Here is a 13,014-nt window from a genome sequence, read left to right on the forward strand (position 1 = left end):
ACAGATGATTGTTAGTTAGCTAAACCGCTTGGTTTACCTAATTAATATGCTCTTTAAAAATTTGGAAAGCTGATATTAAAATTCTTATAGATAACATTGTTATTTATAAAGAGTTTTCAAAAGTAAAAAATATGCCATTAATCGACAGATTAATTGGTATCTACTTTAGTATTCTCATCATTATTTGATGAATTAACTTCTGGCGAAGTTAACAGCTGTCACTAACAAAGACCCGTTTGGGTTGTATGGTTAAGTGACTAAGCGTACACGGTGGATGCCTTGGCAGTTGGAGGCGATGAAGGACGTATTAACTTGCGATAAGCCTAGTCAAGCTAGTAAAAAGCGCTTGAGACTAGGATTTCCGAATGGGGAAACCCACCTGCTTGCAGGTATCTTGCACTGAATACATAGGTGTAAGAGGCGAACGCGGAGAACTGAAACATCTAAGTACCCGTAGGAACAGAAATCAACCGAGATTCCGGAAGTAGCGGCGAGCGAAACCGGACCAGCCCTTAAGCTTATTTTGTGTTAGTGAAACATTCTGGAAAGTTTGACGATACAGGGTGATAGTCCCGTACACGAAAATGCAATCTAAGTGAAATCGAGTAGGTCGGAGCACGTGAAACTTTGACTGAATATAGGTGGACCATCATCTAAGGCTAAATACTCCCAACTGACCGATAGTGAACCAGTACCGTGAGGGAAAGGCGAAAAGAACCCCTGTGAGGGGAGTGAAATAGAACCTGAAACCGTGTACGTACAAGCAGTAGGAGCCCTTCGAGGGTGACTGCGTACCTTTTGTATAATGGGTCAGCGACTTATATTTTGTAGCGAGGTTAACCGATTAGGGTAGCCGTAGTGAAAGCGAGCGTTAACTGCGCGTTGAGTTGCAAGGTATAGACCCGAAACCCGGTGATCTAGCCATGGGCAGGTTGAAGGTTGAGTAACATCAACTGGAGGACCGAACCCACTAACGTTGAAAAGTTAGGGGATGACCTGTGGCTAGGAGTGAAAGGCTAATCAAACCGGGAGATAGCTGGTTCTCCCCGAAATCTATTTAGGTAGAGCCTCGGACGAATACTTACGGGGGTAGAGCACTGTTAAGGCTAGGGGGTCATCCCGACTTACCAACCCTTTGCAAACTCCGAATACCGTAAAGTACTATCCGGGAGACACACGGCGGGTGCTAACGTCCGTCGTGAAGAGGGAAACAACCCAGACCGCCAGCTAAGGTCCCAAAGTCATAGTTAAGTGGGAAACGATGTGGAAAGGCCCAGACAGCCAGGAGGTTGGCTTAGAAGCAGCCATCCTTTAAAGAAAGCGTAATAGCTCACTGGTCGAGTCGGTCTGCGCGGAAGATGTAACGGGGCTAAACTATGCACCGAAGCTGCGGATTCAAACTTTGTTTGAGTGGTAGGGGAGCGTTCTGTAAGCCGTTGAAGGTGAACCGGGAGGTTTGCTGGAGGTATCAGAAGTGCGAATGCTGACATGAGTAACGATAATGCGGGTGAAAAACCCGCACGCCGGAAGACCAAGGGTTCCTATCCCATGTTAATCAGGGTAGGGTAAGTCGACCCCTAAGGCGAGGCCGAAAGGCGTAGTCGATGGGAAACGGGTTAATATTCCCGTACTTGGTATAATTGCGATGGGGGGACGGAGCAGGCTAAGCAAGCATGGCGTTGGTTGTCCATGTGAAAGTAAGTAGGTTGAGAGTTTAGGAAAATCCGGACTCTTAAGACTGAGATACGAGACGAGCACCCAAGGGTGTGAAGTTGCTGATGCCATACTTCCAGGAAAAGCCTCTAAGCTTCAGATTATACCGAATCGTACCCCAAACCGACACAGGTGGTCAGGTAGAGAATACTAAGGCGCTTGAGAGAACTCGGGTGAAGGAACTAGGCAAAATTGTACCGTAACTTCGGGAGAAGGTACGCTCCTATCTGTGATGAGATTTACTCTCTAAGCGGACGGGAGCCGCAGTGACCAGGTGGCTGGGACTGTTTATTAAAAACACAGCACTGTGCAAAATCGCAAGATGACGTATACGGTGTGACACCTGCCCGGTGCCGGAAGGTTAATTGATGGGGTTAGTTTTCGGACGAAGCTCTTGATCGAAGCCCCGGTAAACGGCGGCCGTAACTATAACGGTCCTAAGGTAGCGAAATTCCTTGTCGGGTAAGTTCCGACCTGCACGAATGGTGTAACCATGGCCACGCTGTCTCCACCCGAGACTCAGTGAAATTGAAATCGCAGTGAAGATGCTGTGTACCCGCGGCTAGACGGAAAGACCCCGTGAACCTTTACTACAGCTTGGCACTGAACATTGACCCTACATGTGTAGGATAGGTGGGAGGCTTTGAAGCAGAGACGCTAGTCTTTGTGGAGCCGTCCTTGAAATACCACCCTTGTAGTGTTGATGTTCTAACGTTGGTCCCTGATCGGGATTACGGACAGTGCCTGGTGGGTAGTTTGACTGGGGCGGTCTCCTCCCAAAGAGTAACGGAGGAGCACGAAGGTTGGCTAAGTACGGTCGGACATCGTACGGTTAGTGTAATGGTAGAAGCCAGCTTAACTGCGAGACAGACACGTCGAGCAGGTACGAAAGTAGGTCATAGTGATCCGGTGGTTCTGAATGGAAGGGCCATCGCTCAACGGATAAAAGGTACTCCGGGGATAACAGGCTGATACCGCCCAAGAGTTCATATCGACGGCGGTGTTTGGCACCTCGATGTCGGCTCATCACATCCTGGGGCTGAAGTCGGTCCCAAGGGTATGGCTGTTCGCCATTTAAAGTGGTACGCGAGCTGGGTTTAGAACGTCGTGAGACAGTTCGGTCCCTATCTGCCGTGGGCGTTTGAGAATTGAGAGGGGTTGCTCCTAGTACGAGAGGACCGGAGTGAACGAACCGCTGGTGTTCGGGTTGTCATGCCAATGGCACTGCCCGGTAGCTACGTTCGGAACTGATAAGCGCTGAAAGCATCTAAGCGCGAAGCAGGCCTCGAGATGAGTTCTCACTAGACTTTTAAAGTCTCTGAAGGGCCGTTGAAGACTACAACGTTGATAGGCAGGATGTGGAAGTGGTGTGAGCCATTAAGCTAACCTGTACTAATTACCCGTGAGGCTTAACCATACAACGCCAAACGCGTTTTGTGGCAGCGTAACAACGCAAAACAGAAGTTAAATTACTAAAGTAGAATTTACTTACAATCAGCATTCCGAATTTAGTAGTCGCGATTTTATATCGCGTTTACAACACATTTTGCTTGGTGACAATAGCGTTTTGGACCCACCTGACCCCATGCCGAACTCAGTAGTGAAACGAAACAGCGCCGATGATAGTGTGGCATTTGCCATGTGAAAGTAGGACATCGCCAGGCTCCTAATTAAAGAAACCCGTTGCAGCAATGCAGCGGGTTTTTTGCGTGTTTGTCTTCGCGCGCTATCCGCGAACAGACAACCCATGACGCGGGATAAACCCACTGCTATGCTCTAGTATTTTGATAGTGAAATGGCATATACCGTCCACCTCTGCCATTAAGGTCACTAAAATAAGCCGTAGGCCTCAGTTTCTTCCTCTTCTTGGTTGCTTAGATGTTCTGGGCGGAATATAGCGCTTGGGTCAATGAGTAACGTATGCTTATTTTTCATTTTTATTAAACCGCGCATCATATTTTTGGTTTGTGGGTCTACATCAAAGCCGACGGACGTTAACTTATCTAAGGGTTTAATATCCTCTTTTTTAACGTTGATGTTGTCTTCTACTTTATCAACCAGTAATCCTATATGTGGTGTGATGCCATCTTTAGTAGTGAAAATAATAATCGGTTTATAGTCGAGGATTATCTGTTCTCTAGCAGACTCAAATAAACGTATTAGTTGGTTAAAGATGTGCCTCTTTTTTTCTTCAAATATATGGATTAACTTATCTTTAGGAAGGTTCTTTTGTAATTCGAGTAACTCACCAGCCATTGCATGTAGTGCTCTGTGGGGAGTATCAAATTTGTTAAGAATGTTTTGCAAGTCTTCATTGTCTGTTTTGAAGCTATTATACCACCGGCCAAAAGCGCATTTGTCAGGATCGGTTGATTGTGTAAACGCAGCACCAGTGAGCAGGCTCTCTTCTAGTGCATTTAACCAGAGTTGGTGCTCTTTTTCTTTCTCAGCTAATAAATCTGTTAACGCAGCATTTGTTTTATGAGTCGATTGGTTATTAAGTACAATTCCTAAGTCAAATATAGGAGTGGGTGTATCCATGTAGTCTTTAACGCCAATAAAGCTTTTATTTTCATTAGGTAGGGACGTAAGGTTATTTTCGTAACGTTCCGTTAGAAGAATATCGAGTATTTTAAGTGAAATGGTTTTATGCCCAACACGAAAATTAATCAGATCCATATTTCCCTCAAAGCCTTATTAAGTCTTTAAAGCATAGAACATTATTCTGATTTAGCAGTAGTTAATCTTGATTACTTTTAAAATATGAGCGATAAATTTTTTTATCACTATTACCAGTCTGCTCACTAAATAACTTTGCGAAGTCAGTATCTTCATCAAATAGTGCATTTAACTTGGAAATTAAGCATTGATTATTTAAAGGGGGAGAGCACTTTTGAGCAGCATTAACCAGTGCAACTGCATTTAGATAACCTTCAAAAATTATGCGATTTGCCTTCCTTTGGTAGGGCTTAATGTCTTCATTGAATTGCACGCACCAAGCGTTATCACACCGATTAGGATCGGGGACGACTTCGGTGACCATAATATTGCTTGGATGCTTAATTCGCTTGTATAGTTCATGGCTTGATGCAAAAGAAACGGCGGTGTAGTCGGGTGTGAAACCCTGCTGATAGCCTGTATTGATAAACTCAGCTAACGGTTTGTATGTGCCTACCATACAGATTGCAGTCGCTTTACTTTGTTTAAGTTGCGTTAGTGCCTTTGCAATATCTTCGCTATTACGTTTAAATCGGGCAACTTCAATAGGTTTTATTTCATATTTTTCTAAAGCTAAAATTAAATTGCTTTCAACAACATAACCAAATTCGTCAGCTTGAATCATTAATGCAATTTTCTCATGCTGACGTTCTTTTACTAAATAATCGACTTGTTCAGACGCTTCATCTTGATAGCTTGCACGTAGGTTAAATACATTCGGCATTGAATTATTATGTAGGAAATCTGCGCCTGTAAAAGGCATCAGAAAGGGTGTACGATGCCTATCAAGCAAAGGTTTAATGGCATGTGCAGTCGGTGTTCCCATTGAACCAAAGATTGCGTGGATGTTGTCGCTAAATAAAAATTGCCGTGTATTTACAACCGTATTTTTTGGCTCATAACCATCGTCAGCAATTATCAGCTTGATATTTTGACCATTAATACCGCTATCAGCATTTATCTTATCGAAATAAATATTGCTGCCGAAAGCTAATTGCTCGCCAATTTCTTTTGCTGGCCCTGATAGTGCTGTAGACATACCTAATTTTATAGGGGGGAGAGTGTCTTCGGCATGACCCAAAGTGGATAAAAGTGAAAGAGATAACAATATGCTCTTAATTGTCGATATTATTGAGTAGTTTAAAGTGAGCATACCAACCTTGCACTGCGGCTTTGAATTGTGTGTTTAATTCTTTTTTTCCGGACAGATTTGCTTCACTAATGAAGTGATCGGTACAGGATTGTTGTAATATTAGCCGAATAAGTATGAATTTTGTATCTTGATTGAGCAAGTTTAGACTAATTGGTGTATGCCAGATCAGTTGCCACAGTAAGGGTTGAGCATTAAATAACGAAAATTCAGAATTTATAAGGCGCTCAGCCCTGCTTAATAATACAGTTGGACATTCGCTTTGTGGAAAATGGGGTAATAATTCAGCAATCAGTTGCCAAGGTAAGTGACTAAAGTGGCCTAAAAGTTGTAACGAGAAGTCGTGTTTAAACTCACCAATGAGCAGTGTGGCTGAATGTTTCGCTTGGCGGGTAAGTGGCTTTATAACTAAAGCCGAATGTTCCGCAGTTGCTTTGTCGTGGCTAAAACCCAACTTAATGACCTTAAAACCATTACTTTGCCAAAACTTAACTAGGGATGCATTTGCGCCAAAGCTCGCACCGAAATAGTCGCAATAATCTAGTTGTTTTTCGCAGTAATTTAATAGGGCTGAACCTATACCTTGTTGATGACACTCTGGTGCGACAGCTATTCTCACAACTCTTGCAGAGCGTTTACATAAATCTTCTGTACTCTGGCTCAGTTGAGTAATGGTTTGTGCCATTAAATGGCCATGTGGTCTGCGCTTACCTATTTTAACTTGTTCTGCGATCTTAGCCGTTAAACCACCCTCAACAGCCACCAAACAAACTGCTTTTAGTGCATTTTCTTGCTTACAGATAGACAGCTGTAACTCGGGCGCATCAAGCAGTTGGCGTAAATCATTCACTGTGGTTTGGTAATGAGCCAGCGCCAGTAATGCCATTATTTGGCTAAGTAGTTGCTCATCATCAACGAGTTGTTCTTTGCTTATGTTTGCAAATTGGAATGGCTCACTACTTTGCGTGCCTGGGTACTTTGCATCGAGTAATAATAGTTTGCGTAGGCTATTTTCTAAAGGATCATGTTTGGCAAAGCGAACTGGCTCATCCAAAGTGATAGTCTTTAGTGATTTAAATTGGCTACGTAAGTAATGTAGAAAACGTAACGTGTAACCTCGGCCATTTCCTTCATAACCAACCATAGTGCTAGCAAATACGATTCGCGGATAGCTTTTCAGGATCTGTAATAGCATAGGAACAGGAATCGCCGCTGCTTCGTCGACAAATAACAGATCGCAGTCAGGTTTTTCATGTAGGAGTGTATCTGGCGCAATATAGCTAAGGTTAGCTAGTTGCTTACAATTTTGCTCTTTAGTTATACCAAGCTCAGATGCTAAATGTTTAAAGCTTGTTTGTACGGCCTTGGCTTGCGTGGCACAAATAAGGATTTTTTTATCTTGAAGATTTGCTGCTGCAAGCCCTAAAGCAGCTGACTTACCACGACCCCGGTCTGCACTGATCACAAATGGGCGATTAGCGCGCCCTGTTGCGGTTTTAATAATTTGCTCAACACATGCTTGTTGTTGCTGATAATTTATCTCAGCAGTTGCTGGCGAAATGGATTGGTAAGTAGGAAGCGAGTGCTCAGTAAAATAATGTGGCTGCAATTTTAGCTTGGCGAAAAAACGCTGATTAAAAAAGCTGTGTTGAATCACTTCGCCATAAGAGGTAATACTTGTGAGTGCTGGGTCTTGCCACTTATCGTCATCGGGCAGCAAAAGTATCAGTACACCACCTGCTTTTACGGTACCTGCAAGCGCGGCTAGTTTATCGGCATATAAGCCGCTAAAACCATCAAAAATAGCGTGTTGAAACTCTTGGCCAAGAATTTGATGAGCATGTTTTGGAAACTTACTATTCGCTAATAGTGAGCTAGCGCTTAAAACATAGGTATTGTTAAGCGCTAATTGGTTTGCAAACTGATGGCACCAAGTTTCGCTGCCTTGCACAATGACAAGCTGGCGATGCTTTGCAATCACCAGCTCATTACACAGTGCTGTTATATACTCATTATAAGGCTTGAAGTCTTGCATACTGTGTTACAAGCCATTTGCTGCCTAGGTCATCAAAGTTCACTTGAATACGTGACTGTGCGCCACTACCTTCGTAATTGAGTACGGTTCCTGCACCGAACTTGGCGTGTAAGACGCGTTGTCCTAAGTTAAAGCCACTATCTTCAAATGCAGCATGGGTTACTGATGGACTAAAACGACCTGCAGCAGGCGGTCTTGAAACTTGTGTTTTAATTCGGATTTCTTCGATGCAGTCTTCAGGCATTTCACGTAAAAAGCGTGATGGGCTGTGGTATTTTTCTTGTCCGTATAAACGGCGACTTTCTGCATGGCTAATGTATAGTTTTTCCATCGCGCGAGTCATACCAACATAACATAGGCGGCGTTCTTCTTCTAAACGGCCAGACTCTTCATTACTTTGTTGTGACGGGAACATGCCCTCTTCAACACCAACCATAAATACCAGTGGGAATTCTAGGCCTTTTGCTGAGTGCAGAGTCATCATTTGCACCGCGTCTTCGTGCTCATCGGCTTGACCTTCGCCAGACTCTAGTGAGGTATAGGCCAAAAAGCCCTGTAGTGGCGAGCTGAACTCTTCATCTTCAGGGAGTTCATATTGACCACAAGCACTAATAAGCTCTTCTAAGTTTTCTACGCGGGCACGGCCTTTTTCACCTTTTTCAGCTTGATACATTGCCATTAACCCTGAGGTTTGAATGGCGTATTTCGCTTGCTCTTCTAAGGTGAGATCGCTGATCTTATCTTCGATATGCTCAACAAGTTCTAAGAATTTAGTGACAGCACTCGCCGCACGGCCAGATAAGTGCTGCTGCTCGATAATAGCTTTTGCGGCATACCAAAGTGGCAATGATTCATTGCGCGCGCAATCACGGATATGGCTTAGCGTTTTATCACCAATGCCGCGGGCAGGGGTGTTAATAACGCGCTCGAAAGCAGCATCATCTTGACGATTGCCCACTAAACGTAAATATGAAAGTGCATCTTTGATCTCTTGGCGCTCGAAGAAGCGCATACCGCCGTAAATACGGTATTTTAAACCTTCTTGTAGCATTGCTTCTTCGAGTACACGAGATTGCGCATTGTTACGGTATAAAATTGCGGCGTCTTGTAATGCATTACCCGCATTGAGCCAGCTGCGTAGTTTACTACTAACAAAGCGGGCTTCGTCTAATTCATTAAACGCAGCGTAAACAGAAATAGGCTCACCATCATTGCCATCTGTCCAAAGGCTCTTGCCCATGCGTTCAGCATTGTTTTTGATCAGCGCATTTGATGCTTTCAAGATTGTTGCCGTTGAGCGGTAATTTTGCTCAAGGCGAATGGTTTCGGCTTCGAAGTCGGTCAAAAAGCGTTTGATATTCTCAATTTTTGCGCCACGCCAGCCATAAATGCTTTGGTCATCATCACCCACGATCATAATACTATTCGTATTACCTGCAAGTAGCTTTAACCAAGCGTACTGAATTGTATTGGTATCTTGGAACTCGTCTACCAGCATGTGAGCAAAGCGCTGCTGATAATGACGTAAAAGTGTCGGGTTATTTTTAAGTACTTCGTAGCAACGCAGTAATATTTCAGCAAAGTCGATTAAACCAGCACGGTCGCACGCTTCTTGATATGCAGCATAGACTTTTAGCATCATCTGTTCATTAACATCGTAGGCTTGAATGTCTTTCGGGCGTAAGCCTTCGTCTTTTTTAGCGCTGATATACCAACCAAATTGTTTTGCAGGCCACTTTTTGTCATCGATGTTCATCGCTTTAAGTAAGCGTTTGATCATACGTTGTTGATCGTCAGAATCTAAGATTTGAAAGCTTTCAGGCAAGTTCGCTTCGCGATGGTGGGCACGCAAAATACGGTGAGATAAACCATGGAAAGTACCAATCCACATGCCACCAACTGGTGCTTTTAGCGTTTCTTCTACACGAGTACGCATTTCTTTCGCGGCTTTGTTAGTGAAGGTTACCGCAAAGATACTGTATGCTGAAGCTTGCTCAACTTGCATGAGCCATGCGATGCGATGAACAAGTACTCGAGTTTTACCAGAACCTGCACCTGCAAGTACTAGCATATTTTGCAATGGGGCTGCGACTGCATCCCGTTGTTTGTCATTTAAGCCATCGAGTAATTCAGAAACGTCCATCGTTACGCCTTTTCAATCTATAATGGGTGGAGTATAACAGGTGTTTATGCAAGGCTAAATAAAATACTGTTTTTATAAACAGCTATTTTGGCAAGTCATTAAAATCGTAAATAAAAATTGTGAATTTGACCGATTTTTAGCAAAAAGAACTAAAATCAAAATAACGGTATTTTTTAACACTTTGATTTGTAAGTCATAATAAGTTGGCATAAAGTGTGTTTATAAAAAGTATAATCATTAAAAACTACAGAGGTTAGTATGGCAGAGCAAGGTTCTGGCGGTAATGTAATCGCAGCAATATGTAATATCTTTTTTCCTGGTTTAGGACAATTGGTACAAGGTCGTTTAATGGCGGCGATTGCATTCTTTTTAGCATGGGTTATCAGTGGCGCGCTAATTTATGTTGCGATCGGTTTTGTATTACTGCCGATTGTCTATTTATGGGCAATTATTGATGCTGCTCGTTTTAAATCACGACTCTAGCTGTTTTACATAGCATAAACACGAGCGCCACTATGGCGCTCGTGTTGTTTAAGGCTGCAAAACTCGCCACGTTTAGCTGCAAACGGTATAATTAGCGCAATAACGTATTACGAGTACTCTTCATGGAATATCAATTTATCCGCGACCCAATTAGCGGTTTACGCATTAAAATCTCTTCTGAGCACGGTGTTATTGGCCGCTGGCTGAATGAAGAAATCGGTAAAGAAAAAGTCGCAATGGTGCAAGCTTTAATTGCTGCAGTGAAGAGCAGTCATGAGCCTTTAACCTTGCAAGGCCAAGAAATTGATTTGATTTTAAGTAAAGACGAAGCATTATTTGAAGCCCATGCACTACATCAAGACAACGAAGACTTAGTCGCCTACCAAGATGATGATTTAATGCTTGAAGAAGAAGGCTTATGCAGTGGCTGTGGTTTTGAAGACTTTGTTGATTTAATTGAATCTTGGCAAGAGTTTACGCAAGGGCGATAAGCAGAAACAGGTTCTGCTTATCAGTGGCTAGTTTATTGTTCATTGACTGATTTAACAGCTGCAAGTAATAAGTCTTCAGTTAAACGTACTTTATAATTTGGATTAGCATACTGAAAGTGAATTAACCCTTTTGTGTCAACCACAAAAACAGCAGGTACAGGTAAAGCCACCTTTGCTTCGCCATCTAGCGACACAAAGTTAACGCCAAGTTTATTACGATAGATTTTTGCGGTTTTATCATCCAGATAAAATGCCAATCCTAGTTGTTGGCTCAATGCCAAACTATCATCAGATAAAAGTTGATAGTTTGGGGAAGATATTTTGCTTTCCGCTAGCTTTTCTGGGCTATCTGGCGATATCGCGATAATTTGTGCATTGAGGCTTGCTAATTGCTTTTCAATTTTTTGCACACTGGCTAATTGCCTTGAACAATATGGGCACCAACCGCCACGATAAACAATTAATACCGTGGTTTTTTCTTTAAAACGTTCACCTAAAGAAACGCTTTTTCCAAACTGATCTTTTAAGTCAACACTTGGCATAGTTAAGCCTGGCAGTAATGGACTAACTTGCTCAGCTGAGTTTGCAATATTCGTTGCTGTAGCTGCAATTGCTTGGCTAGATAGTACAAGTAATGCAGTAATAAGTAGTGATCTAAACATTAGGATCCTTCATGATTCTTTCTCGATTTTACAAACGACCTGTTTATAAGTGTTTTTATTTCATCAATGCCAAATTTAACTGTAGTATATAGGCAAATAAAGAATGCAAGTTGGGATAAAAAATGTCTGCTAATTTACAAAAACTCGTTGTTATGCTCGAAATGCAAAATGCGATGAATACCAAAGTTCATGAGCAATGGTTTAGCCAAGGTTTTGAATGGTATCGTGCAATTTGGGTTGAGTGTGCTGAAATGCTTGATCACTATGGTTGGAAGTGGTGGAAAAAACAAACTCCAGATACCGAACAAGTTATTTTAGAGTTAGTTGATATTTTCCATTTTGGTTTATCTTTGCGCATTGATGGTGAAACCAGCTATGAGCAATTAGCCGCGCAACTTGAAGCGGAATTAAGTGCGCCAGTTCAAGCGGATGACTTTAAACAAACACTAGAGCAATTAGCTGCGTCAGCAGTCGCTGAAAAGAGTTTTAATGCCGCTGCATTTGCAGGTTGTATGGCGCAAATCGGTATGGATATTGATGATTTATACCGCGGCTACGTTGGTAAAAATACCTTGAACTTCTTCCGCCAAGACCATGGCTACAAAGACGGTAGTTATATCAAAGTGTGGAACGGCCAAGAAGATAACGAACACTTAGTTGAAGTAGTTAAAAGCCTAGATACAGAGCATGCTGATTTCGCCAAGCTTGTTTATCAAGGCTTGGAGCAGCGTTACCCGAAGTAATACCAATCCGCAATAATACTTAATCATCTTGAGGGATAAAACCTGTCGCTAGCTGCGTTAAAAATTTCTGATTTAGAACAACTAAATAACGAAATTTTTGCCTTGCTATCAACAAGGTTTTATTGCCTCAAAATAGACTACTTAATTAAGCGAATTGGTATTATTCAACGGGTATAAACTCGCGAAAATCGATGGTCGATAAAAAGCCATCGAACTGCTTATGCGGTTGTTGACTATCAGGGTTGGCAACTGCAAGTATATGGCCGATACCAAACTCTTTTGCCGCATCGAGCACGGCAGGGCTGTCATCCACAAATAAAGTCCGTTCCTTATCAAACTTCCACTCTTGATGTACTTGTTGCCATAATGGCTGATGCTCTTTACTCACGCCATATTGGTGAGTTGAAATTACCCCATCTAAGTAATTATCGATAGCCGTGTGTTCAAACTTTAACATGGCACAATCTGGGTGCGCGTTAGTGAGCATGATCAATTGCTTACCAGCTTTTCTAAGCTCAGTTAGAAATGGCGGTACGTCATCACGCACTTTTATTAAATGTTGAATGTCACGTTTTAGCGACATTATTGGCAAATCGAGTTGTTGTTGCCAATAGTCTAAGCAGTACCAATTAATTTGCCCATGAACTTGTTGATAACGATGCAAAATGTCAGCTTTTGCTGCGTCTAAACTGATTTTATGTTTACGTGCATATTGCTCGGGAATAACAGTAAGCCAGAAATAATTATCAAAATGCAAATCGAGTAGGGTGCCATCCATATCTAACAACACAGTATCGATTTTTGACCAATTTAACATAGGCAATTCACTTTAAAAGATTTATGATGAGCATAACTGCCATGATAGCAAATTAATGC

Annotated in this window: 9 protein-coding genes and 2 rRNA genes; 5 read left to right on the forward strand and 6 right to left on the reverse strand. The window is 42.5% G+C overall.

Translation table 11 applies throughout. The annotated features are described in order from the left end of the window. Positions 1-247: 247 nt before the first annotated feature. A 23S ribosomal RNA gene (locus tag LY624_RS00685) occupies positions 248-3,130 on the forward strand. Positions 3,131-3,262: 132 nt separating this feature from the next. After that, positions 3,263-3,377 (forward strand): 5S ribosomal RNA (gene rrf, locus LY624_RS00690). Positions 3,378-3,543: 166 nt separating this feature from the next. On the opposite strand, the gene LY624_RS00695 is transcribed toward rrf, so the two are convergent. From LY624_RS00695 to uvrD, 4 genes are all read right to left on the reverse strand, one after another. Further along, complete coding sequence (locus tag LY624_RS00695) at positions 3,544-4,392, reverse strand: CZB domain-containing protein (protein ID WP_341803645.1); 849 nt, start codon at positions 4,390-4,392, stop codon at positions 3,544-3,546. A 61-nt stretch (positions 4,393-4,453) separates the two neighbouring features. Continuing rightward, entirely contained in the window at positions 4,454-5,470 is a 1,017-nt protein-coding gene (locus tag LY624_RS00700; protein ID WP_445936716.1) for an ABC transporter substrate-binding protein, read from the reverse strand. 76 nt (positions 5,471-5,546) lie between these two features. Continuing rightward, on the reverse strand, positions 5,547-7,616 hold the full coding sequence (locus LY624_RS00705) for a GNAT family N-acetyltransferase (protein WP_341803647.1): 2,070 nt from the start codon (positions 7,614-7,616) through the stop codon (positions 5,547-5,549). Beyond that, positions 7,594-9,759, reverse strand: a complete 2,166-nt coding sequence (uvrD, locus tag LY624_RS00710; protein WP_341803648.1) for a DNA helicase II — start codon at positions 9,757-9,759, stop codon at positions 7,594-7,596. The genes LY624_RS00705 and uvrD overlap by 23 nt, the downstream gene beginning before the upstream one ends. 258 nt (positions 9,760-10,017) lie before the next feature. On the opposite strand from uvrD, the gene LY624_RS00715 reads away from it, so the two are divergent. Then, complete coding sequence (locus LY624_RS00715) at positions 10,018-10,242, forward strand: hypothetical protein (RefSeq protein WP_130149110.1); 225 nt, start codon at positions 10,018-10,020, stop codon at positions 10,240-10,242. Between the two features lie 122 nt (positions 10,243-10,364). Beyond that, on the forward strand, positions 10,365-10,733 hold the full coding sequence (locus tag LY624_RS00720) for a YacL family protein (RefSeq protein ID WP_130149109.1): 369 nt from the start codon (positions 10,365-10,367) through the stop codon (positions 10,731-10,733). A 32-nt stretch (positions 10,734-10,765) separates the two neighbouring features. Here the strand turns inward: LY624_RS00720 and LY624_RS00725 are convergent, their stop codons facing one another. Beyond that, positions 10,766-11,395: a peroxiredoxin-like family protein gene (locus LY624_RS00725; protein ID WP_130149108.1), complete on the reverse strand. Its 630-nt coding sequence runs from the start codon at positions 11,393-11,395 to the stop codon at positions 10,766-10,768. Positions 11,396-11,517: 122 nt separating this feature from the next. Here LY624_RS00725 and LY624_RS00730 point away from each other — a divergent pair, with 122 nt between their 5' ends. Beyond that, entirely contained in the window at positions 11,518-12,138 is a 621-nt protein-coding gene (locus LY624_RS00730) for a dUTP diphosphatase (RefSeq protein WP_130149107.1), read from the forward strand. A 160-nt stretch (positions 12,139-12,298) separates the two neighbouring features. On the opposite strand, the gene yrfG is transcribed toward LY624_RS00730, so the two are convergent. Next, complete coding sequence (gene yrfG, locus LY624_RS00735; RefSeq protein WP_341803649.1) at positions 12,299-12,955, reverse strand: GMP/IMP nucleotidase; 657 nt, start codon at positions 12,953-12,955, stop codon at positions 12,299-12,301. Positions 12,956-13,014 lie beyond the last annotated feature (59 nt).

The organism is Pseudoalteromonas sp. N1230-9, assembly GCF_032716425.1.
Lineage (GTDB): Bacteria > Pseudomonadota > Gammaproteobacteria > Enterobacterales > Alteromonadaceae > Pseudoalteromonas.

Coding starts and splice junctions, on each gene's coding strand:
- LY624_RS00695 (WP_341803645.1), bottom strand. CDS start 4,392: ATGGATCTGATTAATTTTCGTGTTGGGCATAAAACCATTTCACTTAAA.
- LY624_RS00700 (WP_445936716.1), bottom strand. CDS start 5,470: ATGTCTACAGCACTATCAGGGCCAGCAAAAGAAATTGGCGAGCAATTA.
- LY624_RS00705 (WP_341803647.1), bottom strand. CDS start 7,616: ATGCAAGACTTCAAGCCTTATAATGAGTATATAACAGCACTGTGTAAT.
- uvrD (WP_341803648.1), bottom strand. CDS start 9,759: ATGGACGTTTCTGAATTACTCGATGGCTTAAATGACAAACAACGGGAT.
- LY624_RS00715 (WP_130149110.1), top strand. CDS start 10,018: ATGGCAGAGCAAGGTTCTGGCGGTAATGTAATCGCAGCAATATGTAAT.
- LY624_RS00720 (WP_130149109.1), top strand. CDS start 10,365: ATGGAATATCAATTTATCCGCGACCCAATTAGCGGTTTACGCATTAAA.
- LY624_RS00725 (WP_130149108.1), bottom strand. CDS start 11,395: ATGTTTAGATCACTACTTATTACTGCATTACTTGTACTATCTAGCCAA.
- LY624_RS00730 (WP_130149107.1), top strand. CDS start 11,518: ATGTCTGCTAATTTACAAAAACTCGTTGTTATGCTCGAAATGCAAAAT.
- yrfG (WP_341803649.1), bottom strand. CDS start 12,955: ATGTTAAATTGGTCAAAAATCGATACTGTGTTGTTAGATATGGATGGC.